Genomic DNA, 17,219 nt, shown 5'->3' with positions numbered 1-17,219 from the left:
GCATGGGCGGCGTCGACGGTGAAGCATCAAGCGATATCCGCAAATGCCAACAGCCCGGCTTAGGGCCGGGCTTGGCAGAAGCTTGCTACGAACGTCTGTGTATTAGTACAGACGAACGGCGCGGCGCTGCTCGCGCTGAACTTTCTTGGCGTGACGCTTAACAGCGGCTGCTGCTTTACGCTTACGCTCAGAAGTTGGCTTCTCGTAAAATTCGCGGCTACGAACTTCAGCCAGAACACCGGCTTTTTCGCAGGAGCGCTTGAAACGACGCAGAGCTACGTCGAAGGGTTCGTTCTCTTTTACTTTGACGGCTGGCATCCAGAGCTACCTTCTTTCATTACCGGGAATCAACGTTCTCGTCGCAAAAAATTCGCGGCTGAGGTCGTCGGTTTTTAAGGGTTGCGGATGTTAACCCCTCATTGCCAGGAATGCAAAGCCTCTGATCGAAAACCGCTAGTCGGGAGGGGGAGTGGCGACTATTATGCGCGCCTTCGAATTCAGCCTCTACAAGGCGCAAACCCATGCTAGTACTGGGACTTGAAACCTCCTGCGACGAAACCGGTGTCGCACTTTACGACAGTGAACGCGGGCTTTTGGCCGATGCGCTGTTCAGTCAGATCGACTTGCATCGCGCCTATGGCGGCGTGGTGCCGGAGCTTGCCAGCCGTGATCACGTCAAACGCATGCTGCCGTTGATTCGGCAGGTGCTGGACGAGGCCGGCTGCGTGCCGACCGAGATCGATGCGATCGCCTACACCGCCGGTCCCGGATTGGTCGGAGCCCTGCTGGTTGGGGCTTCTTGCGCCCAGGCGCTGGCATTTGCCTGGGACATTCCGGCCCTCGGCGTACACCATATGGAAGGCCATTTACTGGCGCCAATGCTGGAAAAAACACCGCCGCAGTTCCCGTTCGTCGCTTTGTTGGTTTCGGGTGGCCATACGCAGCTGGTTCAGGTCGATGGGATCGGTCAATACACGCTATTGGGCGAGTCGCTGGACGATGCCGCCGGTGAGGCGTTCGACAAGACCGCGAAGATGATGGGCCTCAATTATCCCGGCGGTCCGGAAATCGCGCGTCTGGCCGAAAAAGGCGTCGCCGGTCGCTATACCTTCCCGCGTCCGATGTGTGATCGCCCGGGCCTGATGTTCAGCTTCAGCGGTTTGAAGACCTCTGCCCTGAATACCTGGCAGCACAGCGTCAGCGCCGGGGACGACAGTGAGCAAGCCCGTTGCGACATCGCGCTGGCGTTCCAGCAGGCGGTGGTGGAGACTTTGACCATCAAGTGCAAGCGCGCCCTGAAACAGGCGGGCATGCAGCGCCTGGTGATCGCAGGCGGCGTCAGCGCCAACAAGGCCTTGCGCGCATCCCTGGAAAAAATGCTCGGCGACATGAGGGGCGATGTGTTCTATGCGCGCCCTGAATTCTGCACCGACAACGGCGCGATGATCGCTTATGCCGGTTGCCAGCGCCTGCAGGCCGGGCAGCACGAAAGCCTGGCGATCAGCGTGCAGGCACGCTGGCCGATGGAGCAGTTGTCACCGTTGTAGGCGCTCAAGGTGAGCGGAATTCATCGGCCGGATTTAAAAATGCCGTTCGCGCCCGGCAAACAGGTCGCGTAAATTGCCGCGATGGCGCCAGACGATCAGCAGGGTCAGCACACTCATCGGCAACAGCGCCGCCGGTTCCTGCCAGGCCAGCAACGGCAGGGTGAGCGGCGTGGCGATCAGCGCGGCCAGCGAGCTGGTGCGGGTCAGGTAGAAGGTCAGCAGCCAGGCGAGCATGGCCAGCAGCGCCGCCGGAGGGTAGATCCCCAGCAGCATGCCGGCCGCCGTGGCGACACCCTTGCCGCCGCGAAAACGAAAGTACAACGGAAACAGATGGCCGAGGACGGCGCACACGCCAACCCAGGCTTGCTGTTGCAGGGTAAGGCCGGCAAGGCTGGCGATCAGTACGGGCAACAGGCCCTTGCACACGTCGCCCAGCAGCGTCAGCACGGCGAGCTTCTTGCCGGCCAGGCGCAGCATGTTGGTGGCGCCGGCATTGCCTGAACCACCCATTCGCGGGTCGGGATTTCCCGTCAGGCGGCTGAGCAAGATGGCGAAGGACAGCGAGCCGAGCAGGTAGGCGAAAATCGCCAGTGACCAAAACATGCTAACTATTCCGGGCGAGGACGCCCTGATTCTAACGGGGCATCGCGCCCTTGTCGTGCTGCGGAGAAGAGCTTGGACAGAGTGTTTATCGAAGGCCTGGAAGTCGACACCGTGATCGGGGCCTACGACTGGGAGCGCGGCATCAAGCAATGCTTGCGCCTGGACCTGAGTTTCGCCTGGGACAACCGCCCGGCCGCTGCGGGTGACGACCTCACCCTGGCACTGGATTACGCCAGTGTGTCCGCGCGTATCCAGGCCTTTGCCGAGCAGTCGCAGTACCAGTTGGTGGAAACCTTTGCCGAGCGTCTGGCCGAAGTGCTGATGAGCGAGTTCCAGATTCCCTGGCTGCACCTCAAGTTGACCAAGCCGGGGGCCGTGCCGGCCGCCAAGGGCGTGGGCGTGGAGATCGAGCGCGGATGTCGCTAACTCAGGTTTACCTTGGTCTTGGCAGCAATATCGAGCGCGAGCCCCATCTGTGCGCGGGCCTGGATGCACTCGCGGGCTTCTTGATCGACATGCGCTGCTCGGCGGTGTTCGAGAGTCAGCCGGTGGGCATCAAGAGCGGGCTGTTCTTCAATCTGGTGGTGTCGGCCTATACCGACCTGTCGTTGATGGAGCTGGATCGCCGGCTGAAGTCCATCGAGGCCGACAATGGCCGTTACGCGCCGGATCGCAAGGGCCTGCCGCTGGATATCGACGTGCTGCTGTACGGCGATCTGGTGGGCAACTTCGATGGCCTGATCCTGCCGCGTGCAGAAATCCTGAAAAACGCCTTCGTGCTGTGGCCGTTGTCGATGATGGCGCCAGATCGTGTACACCCTGAAGTGGGCAAGACGCTGGCTGAGCTGTGGCGGGATGCACAGATCGATCAGGTGCTGGCGCCCGTCGGATTCGAATGGCGGGGCCAGCAACTGACGCCGAGCGCGCTGCTATAGGGCGTGCTGTTCCTTGTAGGCTTTCAAGGTCTTGAGCCGTTCGCGCTTCAGGGCCTCGCCCAGTTCGGGGCCCTTGAAACCCTTCTCCAGCAACGGCGCCACCGCGACCTCGCGCGCGGCCTTTGCGGCGCCGCGTAAATAATCCGCCTGTGGATAACTGCGTTGTTCCAAGCCCTTGCGGCCGCGGGCGTCCATTTCGCAGGCGACCACAAACTCTTCAAAGCGCTGCGGCCGCCGGTAAACGTCAAAACTCTGCAGCAATTCCAGTAATGTCGAGGCTTTAAGCTCCAGGGCTCGATGCCCATGGGTGTGGTATTGGCCCACCAACAGCGCCAGTTCCTGGCAGTCCCTCGGCGCCTTGAAGCGTTCATTGACCGCCTTGATCAGCTTCAGGCCGCGCTGCTCATGGGCAATATGCTGTGGCAACTTATCCACAGGCGTCAGGCCTTTGCCGACGTCATGCAGCAGGCAGGCCCAGCGCACTGTCAGCGGTTGGTGATGCAAGGCGGCCTGTTCGAGCACGCTCAAGGTGTGAACGCCGCTGTCGATCTCGGGGTGATGGGCTGCGGGCTGCGGCACGCCGAACAGGGCGTCGACTTCCGGCATCAAGGTGTTCAATGCGGCGCAATCGCGCAGCACCTGGATGAATATCTGGGGCTGATCTTCCATCAGGGCACGGGAAATTTCCTTCCAACTGCGCTCCGGCGTCAGGGCTTCGAGTTCACCGGATTCGCTGAGTTGACGCATCAGGTCCAGGGTTTGCGGCGCCACTGTAAAACCCAGGTGGGCGTAGCGCGCAGCAAAGCGCGCAACCCGCAATACGCGCAGGGGATCTTCGGCGAACGCCGGGGAAACGTGGCGTAAAACGCGGGCTTCAAGGTCGCGCTGGCCGTGATAGGGGTCGGTCAGCCTGCCGTCGTCGTCCTCTGCCATGGCGTTGATGGTCAGGTCGCGGCGGATCAGGTCTTCTTCCAGCGTGACGTCGGGGCTGGCGTGAAACACAAAGCCGCCATAGCCCCGGCCACTCTTGCGCTCGGTACGGGCGAGGGCGTACTCGTCGCCGTTTTTCGGGTCGAGGAATACCGGGAAGTCCGCGCCCACCGGTTTATAGCCCTTGGCGAGCATTTCCTCGGCCGTTGCGCCGACGACGACACGGTCGATATCGGTGACCTTGATGCCCAGAAGGCGGTCACGCACCGCGCCGCCGACTTTGTAGATTTTCATGAAAAAGCCTCCATTAGCCGCACAGGATAACGCCTGTGCCCGGCCAATGGCGGCTTTGCCGTTTCAGAGATGAACGACGGCCAGGTCCAGGCGGCCGTAGTCGTTATCGTTGTGATCGCTGCGTGGGGGGACGTGGTGGGTTTTCATCACCTGATCGCCCTGCAGGGTTTCCAGGTGGATGTCGAACCCCCACAGCCGATGCAGGTGCTTGAGTACTTCCTCGGTGGAGTCGCCCAGGGGTTTGCGGTCGTGCTGCTGGTGACGCAGGGTCAGCGAGCGGTCGCCGCGCACGTCGATGCTGTAGATCTGCACGTTGGGCTCGCGGTTGCCCAGGTTGTACTGCGCCGCCAGGGTTTCGCGAATGGTGCGGTAGCCGGGCTCGTCGTGGATGGCCGGCACCACCAGGTCGTCCTTGAGGTCGTCATCGAGGATGCTGAACAGCTTGAGGTCGCGAATCACCTTGGGCGACAGGTACTGCAGGATGAAGCTCTCGTCCTTGAAGCTGCTCATGGCGAACTTGATGGTGGAAAGCCAGTCGGTGCCGGCGATTTCCGGGAACCAGCGGCGGTCTTCCTCGGTGGGGTTTTCGCACATGCGCCGGATGTCGCGGTACATGGCAAAGCCCAGCGCATACGGGTTGATGCCGCTGTAATACGGGCTGTCGAAACCGGGTTGGTACACCACGCTGGTGTGGGAAGTGAGGAACTCCATCATGAAGCCGTCAGTGACCAGGCCTTCGTCGTACAGGTCGTTTATCAGGGTGTAGTGCCAGAACGTCGCCCAGCCTTCGTTCATCACCTGGGTCTGGCGCTGTGGGTAAAAGTACTGGGCGATCTTGCGCACGATACGCACGATTTCCCGTTGCCACGGCTCCAGCAGGGGCGCGTGCTTTTCCAGGAAATACAGGATGTTTTCCTGAGGTTCGGCGGGGAAGCGCGCATTGTCCTTGTCGCTGTTTTTATCGGCGCGTTTGGGAATGGTGCGCCACAGGTCGTTGATCTGCTTCTGCAGGTGTTCCTCGCGCTCCTTCTGGCGCAGGCGTTCTTCTTCGGCGGAAATCGGATACGGGCGTTTGTAGCGATCGACGCCGTAGTTCATCAGGGCATGGCAGGAGTCGAGCAAGTCTTCCACCGCATCGATGCCGTGGCGCTCCTCGCACTGCATGATGTACTGCTTGGCGAACACCAGATAATCGATGATCGAGCTGGCGTCGGTCCAGGTGCGAAACAGGTAGTTGCCCTTGAAGAAACTGTTATGCCCGTAGCAGGCATGAGCCACCACCAGCGCCTGCATGCAGATGGTGTTTTCTTCCATCAGGTAGGCGATGCACGGGTCGGAGTTGATCACGATTTCGTAGGCCAGACCCATCTGGCCGCGGCTGTAGGACTTTTCGGTGCTGAGGAAGTGTTTGCCGTAGGACCAATGGTGGTAACCCAGGGGCATGCCTACCGAGGCGTAGGCATCCATCATCTGTTCGGCGGTGATCACTTCGATCTGGTTGGGGTAGGTGTCCAGGGCATAACCGGCCGCGATGCGGCTGATTTCCCGGTCGTAGGCCTGGATCAGTTCAAAGGTCCACTCAGACCCCGTGGAAATGGGTTGGCGTTTATGCTCTTTGGCGGTCATGTCACTAACCTGCGCTGGAAGAGTTCACGGAAGACCGGATAGATATCGCCGGCCGAGACCAATTGCTGCTGGGCGAACGTGTCGGCGAAGGCTTCGCCGATGCGCTCGTATTCGAACCACAGCGCCTGGTGCTCACGGGGGGTGATCTCGACATAAGTGTAGTACTGCACGAATGGCATGATCTGGTTGATCAAGATGTCCCGGCAGATCGGCGAGTCGTCATTCCAGTTGTCGCCGTCGGAGGCCTGCGCCGCGTAGATGTTCCAGTCGTTGGCCGGGTAGCGCTCGGCCATGATTTCCTGCATCAGTTTCAACGCGCTGGAGACGATGGTGCCGCCGGTTTCCCGTGAATAGAAGAATTCCTCCTCATCGACTTCCCGGGCGCTGGTGTGGTGGCGGATGAATACCACATCGATCTTGTCGTAGTTGCGCTTGAGGAACAGGTACAGCAGGATGAAAAAGCGCTTGGCGATGTCTTTGGTGGCCTGGGTCATGGAGCCGGACACGTCCATCAGGCAGAACATCACCGCCTTGGAGCTTGGGTTGGGTTGTTTGACCAACAGGTTGTATTTCAAGTCGAAGGTGTCGAGGAACGGCACGCGGTGAATGCGCGCGCTGAGTTTCTCGATTTCTGTCTCGATTTCCTGGATATCGCCGAAGTTGTCCGGTTCTTCGCGTTTCAAACGCGCCAACTCTTCCTTGGCCTCCTTCAATTTGGCGCGGCTGCTGCCGGACAGGGCGATGCGCCGGGCGTGTGCCGAACGCAGGGTGCGGATGATGTTGATCCGTGAAGGGTTGCCTTCGTTGCTGATCCCGGCGCGCACGGTCTTGAACGTGTCGGTGCCGGTCAGGTTGCGCTTGACCAGGTTGGGCAGTTCGAGGTCTTCGAACATGAATTCGAGGAATTCTTCCTGGGTGATCTGGAACACGAACTCATCCATGCCTTCGCCGGAGTTACCCGCCTTGCCGGGGCCTTTGCCGCCGCCACCGCCTTGGGGGCGCTGGATGTGTTCGCCGGTGGTGAACTCCTTGTTGCCCGGATGCACGACAGTCTGCTTGCCACCCCGGCCGTGGTGCAGCACCGGTTCGTCGATGTCCCGTCCGGGAATGCTGATCTGTTCGCCATGCTCCATGTCGGTGATGGAACGGCGGCTGACGGCCTCTTCAACGGCCTTTTTGATGTGGTCACGGTAACGCCGCAGGAAACGTTGACGGTTTACCGTGCTCTTGTTCTTGCCATTGAGGCGTCGGTCGATCACATAGCTCATGGGGAGCCCTCCGGGCAGCTTCACGTTACAAGCTTCAAGCCGCGAGCTGGAAGCTTAGAGACAAGCGGTCGACCGCCAGGCCATGGGCCTGGCAGTACACGCCCGTCGCTGCCTTACTGCGATTTGCGCACCCGCAGATACCACTCGGAGAGCAGCCGTACCTGTTTGTCGGTGTAGCCACGCTCGACCATCCGTGTAACGAAGTCGTTGTGTTTTTGCTGATCCTCCTTGCTGGCCTTGGCGTTGAAGCTGATGACCGGCAGCAGATCCTCGGTGTTGGAGAACATTTTCTTCTCGATGACCACCCGCAGCTTCTCGTAGCTGAGCCAAGTGGGGTTCTTGCCGTTGTTGTTGGCGCGGGCACGCAGCACGAAGTTGACGATTTCGTTGCGGAAATCCTTCGGATTGCTGATGCCGGCGGGTTTTTCGATCTTTTCCAGTTCCTCGTTGAGGGCTACGCGGTTGAGGATTTCGCCGGTTTCCGGATCGCGGTATTCCTGGTCCTGAATCCAGAAGTCGGCATACAGCACGTAGCGGTCGAAGATGTTCTGGCCGTACTCGCTGTAGGATTCCAGGTAGGCAGTCTGGATTTCCTTGCCGATGAACTCGATATAGCGCGGCGCCAGGTATTCCTTGAGGAAGCGCAGGTAGCGTTCGCGGGTTTCGGCCTGGAATTGTTCCTGTTCGATCTGCTGCTCCAGCACATAGAGCAAGTGGACCGGGTTGGCGGCGATCTCGTGAGGGTCGAAGTTAAACACCTTGGACAGGATCTTGAACGCGAAGCGCGTCGACAGGCCGTTCATGCCCTCGTCCACGCCGGCGGTGTCGCGGTATTCCTGGATCGACTTGGCCTTCGGATCGGTGTCCTTGAGGTTTTCGCCGTCGTACACGCGCATCTTCGAATAGATATTCGAGTTCTCCGGCTCCTTGAGGCGCGACAGCACGGTGAATTGCGCGAGCATCTTCAAGGTGTCGGGCGCGCAATGGGCCTTGGCCAGGGAGCTGTTGAACAGCAGCTTGTCGTAGATCTTGATTTCATCGCTGACCCGCAGGCAGTACGGCACCTTGACGATGTAGATCCGGTCGATGAAGGCTTCGTTGTTCTTGTTGTTGCGGAAGGTGTGCCATTCCGATTCGTTGGAGTGGGCCAGCAGAATCCCGGTGAACGGAATCGCGCCGAGGCCTTCGGTACTGTTGTAGTTGCCTTCCTGGGTGGCGGTGAGCAGTGGGTGCAGGACCTTGATCGGAGCCTTGAACATCTCCACGAATTCCATCAGGCCCTGGTTGGCCCGGCACAGTGCGCCCGAGTAGCTGTAGGCGTCGGCATCGTTTTGTGGGAATTCTTCCAGTTTGCGGATATCGACTTTGCCCACCAGCGCCGAGATGTCCTGGTTGTTCTCATCGCCCGGCTCGGTCTTGGCCACGCCGATCTGGTTGAGGATCGACGGGTAGAGTTTCACCACGCGGAACTGGCTGATGTCACCGCCGAACTCGGCCAGGCGCTTGGTGGCCCAGGGCGACATGATGGTGTTGAGGTAGCGCCGTGGGATGCCGAAGTCTTCTTCGAGGATCGCGCCATCTTCCGTGGCGTTGAACAGGCCCAGGGGCGATTCGAAGACCGGCGAACCCTTGATGGCGTAGAAGGGCACTTTCTCGATCAGTTGTTTGAGCTTTTCGGCCAGGGACGATTTACCGCCGCCAACCGGGCCGAGCAGGTAGAGGATTTGTTTCTTCTCTTCCAGGCCTTGGGCGGCGTGCCGGAAGTAGGAGACGATCTGGTCGATGCATTCTTCCATGCCGTGGAAGTCTTCAAAGGCCGGATAGCGGCGGATCACCTTGTTCGAGAAGATTCGCGACAGACGCGAATTGTTGGAGGTGTCCACCAACTGCGGCTCGCCAATCGCCAGTAACAAACGCTCGGCGGCAGACGCGTAGGTACTGCGGTCACGCTTGCACAGGTCGAGATACTCTTGCAGTGTGAGTTCTTCCTGCTGCGTGGACTCGAAACGTTGTTGGAAGTGGCTAAAAATACTCATGACGTCGTCACCTCGCTCGATACGTGGAGCCGACGCCGGATCAATCAGTCGATGCTGGCAGTCATTGACGAACGCCAATGGCCGTTTTCCCCCCAGAACACCCTGAAACGCTACCGATGACCCGCACGCCGGTGTACCGGCTCTCCCCTGATTCGGATGGCCTGCGCTTAAGGATAGTTCGGAATCCGCGAGGTAAAGGAGGGATACGCAATTAGTTTGGGTGCGCCGTTCGTCAGAAACGGCGCAAGCCCAAGCGTCACGCGGGGTGGCGGGGTGTGAAAAAAATTATTGCGAATCGCCGGAGGCAATTTCTGCAGGATAGGTCGTATGCCACAGCTCAAAGCCACCGTCCAGACTGTAGACGTCGGAGAAGCCCTGGCTGATCAGATAGGCGGCCGCGCTCTGGCTGGAATTGCCGTGATAGCAGGCCACGATCACCGGCGCGTCGAGGTCGGCGGCGCGGATGAAATCGGCGATGTTGTGGTTGTCCAGGTGCCGGGCGCCTTTGATGTGGTTCAGGGCGTAGGCCTGCGGATCACGAATATCCACCACCACCGCGCCTTGTTCGCGCAGGGCCTGGGCTTGTTCGGGAGGGATACGTTTGAATTCGCTCATGGCGGGCTCCTTGGGTTTGGCTGCAAGCGGCGTCTAGCGCTTCGCGGCAACCGACGGGGTCACGGGAAGAGGGGAAGGGCACTGGCAGCTCAGGCGCTCGCCGGTGTCGATGTTCATCAGGGTCATGGCGCCGCCCCACACGCAGCCGGTGTCGAGGGCGAACACGCCGGGTTCATCGCATTTGCCTTCGAGGGCCGCCCAGTGACCGAAGATGATCTTCGTGTCGCGGGTCTTGCGTTCCTTGTGGGCGAACCACGGTTTGTAGCCGGGCAGCGCGGTGTCGGCGCCTTCCTTGCTCTTGAGGTCCAGTTTGCCGTCGGCGGTGCAGAAGCGCATGCGTGTGAAATAGTTGGTGATCACGCGCAGGCGGGCGACGCCCGTCAGGTCGTTGTCCCATTTCACCGGTTCATTGCCGTACATGCCGTCGAGATAGGCGATGTACAGGTTGTCATCGGCCAGGGCGCTTTCGACTTCGGCGGCGCACTTGAGGGCTTTTTTCAGCGTCCACTGCGGTGGAATGCCGGCATGGACCAGCACCATGTCGCGCTGCTCGTCGTAGTGCATGATCTTTTGCCGGCGCAGCCAGTCCAGCAAGTCGGCGCGATCCGGGGCCTCGAGGATTTCCCGCAGGGTATCGGCTTTTTTCAGGCGCTCGATGTTACTGCCGGCCGCGAGCAGGTGCAGGTCGTGGTTGCCCAGTACGCACACCAGGGAATCGCGCAGGCCATATAAGTAGCGCAGGGTCTCCAGGGACTCGGGGCCACGATTGACCAGGTCGCCTACCAGCCACAGACGATCGTTCGCCGGGTCGAAGGCCACGCGCTCGAGCAGGCACTTGAGGGGCTGCAGGCAGCCTTGCAGGTCGCCGACCGCATAGGTTGCCATCAGTGCAAGGCTCCGGGCACGGCCAGGCGAAATGGCTTGATGATCGCGTCGAACAGTTTGCCGTCAGTGGCTTTCATCTGATACGAGCCTTGCATGGTGCCGACCTTGGACGTCATCACCGTGCCGCTGCTGTAGGTATGGCTGGCGCCGATATCGATCAGCGGTTGCTGGCCGACCACGCCGGCACCCCGCACCTCTTCCACTTGACCGTCACCGTCGGTGATCACCCAGTGGCGTGACAGCAGCTTGGCCGGCACCAGCCCGTTGTTTTTCACCGTGATGGTGTAGGCAAAGGCGAAACGGTTGTGTTCAGGTTGCGATTGGTCCGCCAGGAAGCGGGTAACGACGCTGACGTCGATCTGGTAGCGAGGATCGGACATGCAAGAGGCCTTAAAAGCAAAAGCGGAGGACAGCAGATGCGGATCAGTCTAGGCCAAGAGGCGGGCACTAGGCCAGACATGCTGTCGGGCCTGGTGCAGGGCGGGCTTCAGTCCGCGACGGGCGGCGGCTGGATCGCAAGCTGGTCGGCCAGGCGCACGAATGCGGCCAGGTCCAGTTGTTCCGGGCGCAGGCTGCCGTCGACGCCAGCGGCTTCGATCTCGGCGTTGCTCAACAGCGCTTTGAGTGTATTGCGCAGGGTCTTGCGGCGCTGGTTGAAGGCTTCGCGCACGACGCGCTCCAACAGTTTGTGATCCTTGGCCGGGTGCGGCAGCACGGCGTGAGGCACCAGGCGCACGATGGCTGAATCGACCTTCGGCGGCGGGTTGAACGCGCCCGGGCCAACATTGAACAGGTGTTCGACGCGGCAGTGGTACTGAACCATGATCGACAGGCGGCCCCAATCGCCGCCGCCAGGGCCGGCGGCCAAGCGCTCAACCACTTCTTTCTGCAGCATGAAGTGCATGTCGCGGATGATCCCTGCGTTGTTCAGCAGGTGGAAGATCAGCGGCGTGGAGATGTTGTACGGCAGGTTACCCACCACCCGCAGGCTGTTGGGCGCGGCATTGAGGCTGGTGAAGTCGAACTTCAGCGCATCGCCCTGGTGCAGGATGAAGTTGGACTTGCCGCCAAACTGCTGATTGAGGATCGGGATCAGGTCTTTATCGAGCTCAACCACATCCAGTTGCGCGCCGCTGGCCAGCAGGCCTTGGGTCAGTGCGCCCTGGCCCGGGCCGATTTCCAGCAGACGGTCTTCGGGCTTGGCATGGATGGAGCGCAGGATGCGGTCGATCACGCCAGCGTCGTGCAGGAAGTTTTGCCCGAAGCGCTTGCGCGCCCGGTGTTGGTAATGCTCGGTCATATACGGGTCTCGGCCATCTGATAGGCGGTTTCCAGGGCCACGCGCAGGCTGCCGGTATCGATCTTGCCGCTGCCCGCCAGGTCCAGGGCGGTGCCATGGTCGACGGAAGTGCGGATGATCGGCAGGCCCAGCGTCACGTTGACTGCGGCGCCGAAGCCTTTGTATTTCAGTACGGGCAGCCCCTGGTCATGGTACATCGCCAGCACTGCGTCGCAGTGCTCCAGATATTTGGGGGTAAACAGAGTGTCCGCGGGCAATGGGCCGCGCAGGTCCATGCCGTCTTGGCGCAGACGCTCCAGGGTGGGTTCGATGATGTCGATTTCTTCATGGCCCAGGTGGCCGCCCTCACCGGCGTGGGGGTTGAGCCCGCAGACCAGGATGCGCGGTTGGGCGATGCCGAATTTCTGTTGCAGGTCGGCATGCAGGATGCGCGTGACGCGCTCCAGGCGTTCGACGGTGATGGCATCGGCCACGTCGCGCAACGGCAAATGCGTGGTCACCAGGGCGACGCGCAGGCCATGTGTGGCCAGCATCATCACGACTTGGGGGGTGTGGGTCAGTTCGGCGAGGAATTCGGTATGGCCGGAAAAGGCGATGCCGGATTCGTTGATCACACCCTTGTGTACGGGGGCGGTGATCATGCCGGCGAAGTCGCCGTCGATACACCCTTGCCCGGCACGGGTCAGGGTTTGCAGCACAAAGGCCGCATTGGCCTTGTCCAGTTGCCCGGCGACCACCTTGGCCTGCAGCGGGGTATCCCACACATACAGGCTGCCCGCGGGAGCCGGCAGGTCGGGCCAGTTACCCGGCGCAACGTCCAGCAGTTTGACGGCCACGCCCAGTTGCGCGGCCCGCTCAAGGAGCAGGTCGCGGCTGGTAATGGCGATCAGGGGGTGTGGCTGGGGCTGCGAGGCGAGCAGCAGGCACAGGTCTGGACCAATGCCGGCCGGCTCGCCGGGTGTCACCGCGAAACGCTGGGGTTTCACTGGTTTGCCTGGTTGGTGCCTGTTTGCTCGGCGCCTGGCAGTTTGTTTTCTACGTAGGCTTCGTCACGGATCTGACGCAGCCAGGTTTGCAGCTCTTCATCGTACTTGCGGTTGCGCAGGACGGTCAGGGCTTGCTGTTCGCGGGCCTGGCTGGTGTTGTCGGTGGCGCGGCGGCCAAGGACTTCCAGTACATGCCAGCCATATTGCGTCTTGAACGGTTTGGACAGTACGCCTTGCGGGGTCTTGGCCATCACTTCCTGGAACTCCGGCACCAATGCGTTCGGGTCGATCCAGTTGAGGTCGCCACCGTTGAGGGCGGAACCCGGGTCTTCCGAGAAGCTTTTGGCCAGGGTGGCAAAGTCTTCGCCGCTTTCGATGCGGTCATAGATCTTCTGGGCCAGTTCCTTGGTTTGCGCTTCGGTGCGGATTTCGCTTGGTTTAACCAGGATGTGACGAACGTGGACTTCGTCTTTCAGCGAGGTCTCGCCGCCGCGACGTTCCAGCAACTTGAGGATGATGAAGCCGCCTGGGGTGCGGGCTGGCTGGGTAATGCCTCCCACTTCCATGGCACTCAGCTCACGGTCGAACGGCGGTGGCAATTGAGCGGCTTTACGCCAGCCCATATCGCCGCCTTCCAGGGCGTTGTCGCTGCCGGATTGGGCGATTGCCATCTGGGCGAAGTCGGCACCGGCCTTCAGGCGATCATAGATAGCCTGGGTTTTGGCGGCGGCTGCATTGAGCTGCTCAGAGTTGGCGCTGTCCGGGGTCGGGATCAGGATGTTGGCCAGGTGCAGTTCTTCGGAGAGCTGCATCTTGCCCAGGTCCGATGCGAGGAAGTTCTTCACTTCCTGCTCGGACACCTGAACCCGCTCGGCCACACGACGCTGACGCACACGGCTGATGATCATTTCGCGGCGGATCTGGTCACGCGCGTCCTCATAGGACAGGCCGTCGTGGGCCAGGGCGGCGCGGAACTGATCGATGCTCATGTTGTTGCGTTGCGCGATCGTGCCGACAGCCTGGTTCAGTTCTTCGTCCGAAATACGGATGCCGGAACGATCGCCGATCTGCAATTGCAGGTTTTCGACGATCAGGCGCTCCAGCACCTGTTGGTCCAGGACGCTGGTAGGCGGCACACCACCGCCACGCTTGGCGATGGTTTGCTGAACTTCCTTGACCCGTTGGTCCAGTTGGCTCTGCATGATCACGTCGTTATCGACGATGGCCACGACCTTATCCAGCTGTTGAACCGCGGCATGCGCCGATGCGGTACCCAGGAACAGCGCGCCCAGCACGAGCGGGCGCAGACAATCAGAAAGCTTGATCTTCACGTTCACGATAACCTTGAATGCCTTTGTCGAGGAAGCTCTCTACCTTGGCGCCGGTCAGGCCGCCGAGTCCTTTGAGGACGATCTGGAAGAAGAGCCCGTGGTCACCCTTTTCGTTAAGCGGGGCGATCTGGCTGTATTCGTCGTTGGAAACCCAGTAACGGTTGATGACGCGCAGTTTCCAGCAGCAGTTGTCGTACTCGAAACCACCGAAGGCTTCCAGGGTACGGTTGCGGGCGTAGTCGTACTGCCAGCGGGTAATCATGTTCCACTGGGGAATGATCGGCCACATCATCGAGAAGTCGTGTTGTTGGATTTTGTAGTAATCCTTCACGAAGTTTGGTTGGCCTTCCGTGCCGTAGTCGCCGCCAAACTGCCATTTACCGGTCAGCTGGTTGTAGACCACTTGGTCGTTGCGATAGCGATAACCGAGGTTGACGACCTTGTTCGGGTTGTCTTCCGGCTGGTAGTGGAACATCGCGCTGCCGGAACGTGGGGCGTGGCTTTCCGTGTCCCAGTTGTAATCGGCAGTGGCGCGCCAGTCGCGGTTGAAGCGGAACTCGTAGTCCAGCGCGATCGGCGAAACGTCGCTCTGGGCGTCGGCGCGGTCGGCTGCCAGGATGCCGGGCAGTTGAACTTCGCGGTCCTTGAAGTACAAGGCCTGGCCGACGCTGACGCGTTGGCGTTCGAAGCCGTTTTCTTCGATCCAACGGCTGGTGACACCCAGGGACAGCTTGTTCTCATCGCCGATCCGGTCGGTGCCGCTGAAGCGGTTGTCACGGAACAGCGAGGCATAGCTGAACGAGTATTCGCTGGTGTCGAAAACCGGGATGTCGCTCTGGTCTTTATTCGGAACATAAAGGTAGAACGCGCGCGGCTCGAGGGTTTGGCGATAGTCTTTGCCGAACCAGTTGGTGTTGCGGTCGAAGTACAGGCCGCTGTCGACGCTGGCGATTGGAATTGCGCGGTCTTGCGAGCTTTTGAATACTCCGCCTGCATACGGATTAGTCGCGGTTGCATTCGCTTGCGCGGTAATAATGTCGTTCTTGCCTCTGCTATCCAAGTCCAAATCGTACTTGGTATAGACGTACTTCAACTTCGGCGTAATAAAGCCGTAGGTCCAGTTCATCGGGTAGTCGACGGCGGGGGCCGCGTTCAAGCGAGTACCGTTTGCACGGGTCAGGCCTGTGACGTAAGTGTCCAGACGACGCTCACCTACCGTACCATCCGCATTGAACGGGCCACCATCTTCATTGGTGACATTGCCGCTTCTGAGGTCTCGATCAAACCGTACAGCTTCAGTCTCATAAGAGAAGTTCAGGCCGCCGGGGTGATACGGCAGAGCGCCATTAAAAGTGATCTGAGGCAGTCGGTCATAAGGCGTGATTTGGGAGATCGTCGCCAATTGATACGCTTGGACGTTCAGGCGCGCCTGGTAAGAGTCGCCACGATAGGTCAAAGAGCCTTGTTGGTTGAGGAAGTCTCGGCTCTCTACGCCTTCTTCATATGACTTCAGATCCTGAAAGTAGAACGGATCACTGATCTTGGTGTAATCCACCTGAGTCGTCAGGCGCGAATCCAGCCCGCCCTTATGCTGCCAATTGAGCATATAACGGGTTTTTTCGTAATCGGTCTGCTTGCTGCGTTCGTCGTTGTCGTCGTTCAGGTACGCGCCGCCGAACTGGCCTTCGCTGGATTTGGTGAGGTAGCGGAATTCGCCTTCCATCAACAAGCCGCGCTTGGTCATGTATTGCGGGTACAACGTGGCGTCGTAGTTCGGTGCCAGGTTGAAGTAGTACGGCGTCACCAGCGTAAAGCCAGTCTCGCTGCCGGTGCTGAAGCTCGGCGGCAGGAAGCCGGATTGACGACGGTTGTCGATCGGGAAATAGATGTAAGGGGTATACAGGATCGGGATGTTCTTGATCCGCAACGTCGCGTTGGTGGCCGTACCGAAACCGGTGGCCGGGTTCAACGTGATGTTGTTGCCCTTGAGCTGCCAGGCGTTGCTGTCTGGCTCGCAGGTGGTGTACGTACCGTCCTTGAGACGGATGATCGCGTTTTCGGCGCGCTTGGCGTACAGCGCGTTACCGCGGATGCGTGACTTGTGCATCACGTATTCGGCGTTGTCGATCTGTGCCGCGCCGGTATCGAGCTGGACCTGGGCGTGGTCGCCGACGATCAGCGCGCCGTTGTCGCGCAGGCGGACGTTGCCGTTCAGCTCGCCACGGTTCTCGGCCTGGTACAGGCTGGCTTCTTCAGACTCCAGCTGCATGCTGCCTTGGCGCATGACGACGTCACCGGCCAGGGTCGCGACCTGCTGTTCCTGCTCGTAACGCGAGGCCTTGGCGCCGATGAAGGTCGGCGCATCGCTCTTGTTCGTCTTGTCGTTCATGCCAGGACGAATCGGCTCGATGTACGCGCCGGAGCAATAAGGACCGGTTTCCGCCAGTTGGGCGGCGGTCAGCTTCTCGCGAGGCACCCAGTCCAAGTGGCTGTAGTCGGCGCTGCGCGAACGCAGGCCACGGCCCTTGGATTCGGTGACCAGCATGGTCTTCGGCTCGGCCTCGGTGCCGCCTTCAGCGTTGGCTTGCGCCGTGCCGTTGGCCGAGCTGACGGCTGCACCGTCATGCACCGGGCGCGGTGGCAATGGGGCGGCGGCGGTTTTCGGCGCGCAATCCCAGGCACCCGAAGCAGAGACTGAGCAGTCATACTGTTCCGCGGCGACCACGAATGAGGTGGCGAAAGGTTGCATGGCCAGCAGACTGCCGGTTACCAGCAACGGAAATTTTCTACGAAACGCGGGGGATTTCAATGCCATCTTATTAGTCCGGGCTTCCTGCGTGCCATCTGCCCGCGGTGTGGGCCG

At 60.5% G+C, this 17,219-nt stretch carries 16 protein-coding genes; 3 read left to right on the top strand and 13 right to left on the bottom strand.

What is annotated here, in order from left to right; all coding sequences use genetic code 11:
* Positions 1-102: 102 nt before the first annotated feature.
* A complete protein-coding gene (gene rpsU / locus RGV59_RS02800; RefSeq protein WP_002551877.1) occupies positions 103-318 on the bottom strand; it encodes a 30S ribosomal protein S21 in 216 nt (71 codons plus the stop codon).
* A 203-nt stretch (positions 319-521) separates the two neighbouring features.
* Between rpsU and tsaD the strand changes: the two genes are divergently transcribed.
* Positions 522-1,547, top strand: a complete 1,026-nt coding sequence (gene tsaD, locus RGV59_RS02795) for a tRNA (adenosine(37)-N6)-threonylcarbamoyltransferase complex transferase subunit TsaD (protein WP_046489142.1) — start codon at positions 522-524, stop codon at positions 1,545-1,547.
* A 33-nt stretch (positions 1,548-1,580) separates the two neighbouring features.
* Here the strand turns inward: tsaD and plsY are convergent, their stop codons facing one another.
* The gene (gene plsY, locus RGV59_RS02790; RefSeq protein ID WP_177029581.1) at positions 1,581-2,150 is read right to left on the bottom strand and encodes a glycerol-3-phosphate 1-O-acyltransferase PlsY; all 570 of its coding nucleotides are present in this window, start codon (positions 2,148-2,150) and stop codon (positions 1,581-1,583) included.
* 72 nt (positions 2,151-2,222) lie between these two features.
* Between plsY and folB the strand changes: the two genes are divergently transcribed.
* Both folB and folK read left to right on the top strand, forming a co-directional pair.
* On the top strand, positions 2,223-2,576 hold the full coding sequence (gene folB, locus RGV59_RS02785; RefSeq protein ID WP_026140135.1) for a dihydroneopterin aldolase: 354 nt from the start codon (positions 2,223-2,225) through the stop codon (positions 2,574-2,576).
* Positions 2,567-3,085, top strand: a complete 519-nt coding sequence (gene folK / locus RGV59_RS02780) for a 2-amino-4-hydroxy-6-hydroxymethyldihydropteridine diphosphokinase (RefSeq protein WP_046381854.1) — start codon at positions 2,567-2,569, stop codon at positions 3,083-3,085. Before folB ends, folK begins: the two co-directional genes overlap by 10 nt.
* On the opposite strand, the gene RGV59_RS02775 is transcribed toward folK, so the two are convergent.
* The 11 genes from RGV59_RS02775 to RGV59_RS02725 form a co-directional block, all read right to left on the bottom strand.
* A complete protein-coding gene (locus RGV59_RS02775; RefSeq protein ID WP_322246866.1) occupies positions 3,080-4,309 on the bottom strand; it encodes a multifunctional CCA addition/repair protein in 1,230 nt (409 codons plus the stop codon). The genes folK and RGV59_RS02775 overlap by 6 nt on opposite strands.
* Before the next feature lie 63 nt (positions 4,310-4,372).
* Entirely contained in the window at positions 4,373-5,935 is a 1,563-nt protein-coding gene (locus tag RGV59_RS02770) for a SpoVR family protein (protein ID WP_322246865.1), read from the bottom strand.
* Complete coding sequence (locus RGV59_RS02765) at positions 5,932-7,203, bottom strand: YeaH/YhbH family protein (protein WP_017847815.1); 1,272 nt, start codon at positions 7,201-7,203, stop codon at positions 5,932-5,934. Before RGV59_RS02765 ends, RGV59_RS02770 begins: the two co-directional genes overlap by 4 nt.
* A gap of 113 nt (positions 7,204-7,316) precedes the next feature.
* Complete coding sequence (locus RGV59_RS02760; protein ID WP_017847814.1) at positions 7,317-9,239, bottom strand: PrkA family serine protein kinase; 1,923 nt, start codon at positions 9,237-9,239, stop codon at positions 7,317-7,319.
* A 285-nt stretch (positions 9,240-9,524) separates the two neighbouring features.
* A complete protein-coding gene (glpE, locus tag RGV59_RS02755) occupies positions 9,525-9,854 on the bottom strand; it encodes a thiosulfate sulfurtransferase GlpE (RefSeq protein ID WP_102618125.1) in 330 nt (109 codons plus the stop codon).
* Positions 9,855-9,887: 33 nt separating this feature from the next.
* The gene (locus tag RGV59_RS02750; protein ID WP_017847812.1) at positions 9,888-10,739 is read right to left on the bottom strand and encodes a symmetrical bis(5'-nucleosyl)-tetraphosphatase; all 852 of its coding nucleotides are present in this window, start codon (positions 10,737-10,739) and stop codon (positions 9,888-9,890) included.
* The gene (gene apaG / locus RGV59_RS02745; RefSeq protein ID WP_017847811.1) at positions 10,739-11,119 is read right to left on the bottom strand and encodes a Co2+/Mg2+ efflux protein ApaG; all 381 of its coding nucleotides are present in this window, start codon (positions 11,117-11,119) and stop codon (positions 10,739-10,741) included. The genes RGV59_RS02750 and apaG overlap by 1 nt, the downstream gene beginning before the upstream one ends.
* A 107-nt stretch (positions 11,120-11,226) precedes the next feature.
* Positions 11,227-12,039 carry a 16S rRNA (adenine(1518)-N(6)/adenine(1519)-N(6))-dimethyltransferase RsmA gene (rsmA, locus tag RGV59_RS02740; RefSeq protein ID WP_017847810.1) on the bottom strand — a complete coding sequence of 271 codons (813 nt, stop codon included), beginning with the start codon at positions 12,037-12,039 and terminating at the stop codon, positions 11,227-11,229.
* A complete protein-coding gene (gene pdxA, locus RGV59_RS02735) occupies positions 12,036-13,025 on the bottom strand; it encodes a 4-hydroxythreonine-4-phosphate dehydrogenase PdxA (protein ID WP_017847809.1) in 990 nt (329 codons plus the stop codon). The genes rsmA and pdxA overlap by 4 nt, the downstream gene beginning before the upstream one ends.
* Positions 13,022-14,362 (bottom strand): peptidylprolyl isomerase, encoded by a 1,341-nt coding sequence (locus tag RGV59_RS02730; RefSeq protein ID WP_322246864.1) that lies wholly within the window; start codon positions 14,360-14,362, stop codon positions 13,022-13,024. The genes pdxA and RGV59_RS02730 overlap by 4 nt, the downstream gene beginning before the upstream one ends.
* A complete protein-coding gene (locus RGV59_RS02725; protein WP_322246863.1) occupies positions 14,337-17,171 on the bottom strand; it encodes an LPS-assembly protein LptD in 2,835 nt (944 codons plus the stop codon). Before RGV59_RS02725 ends, RGV59_RS02730 begins: the two co-directional genes overlap by 26 nt.
* Positions 17,172-17,219: the final 48 nt, after the last annotated feature.

Source organism: Pseudomonas sp. FG1 (genome assembly GCF_034313875.1).
In the GTDB taxonomy this organism is placed as follows: Bacteria; Pseudomonadota; Gammaproteobacteria; order Pseudomonadales; family Pseudomonadaceae; genus Aquipseudomonas; species Aquipseudomonas veronii.
This window is presented reverse-complemented; position numbering and strand designations above follow the sequence as displayed.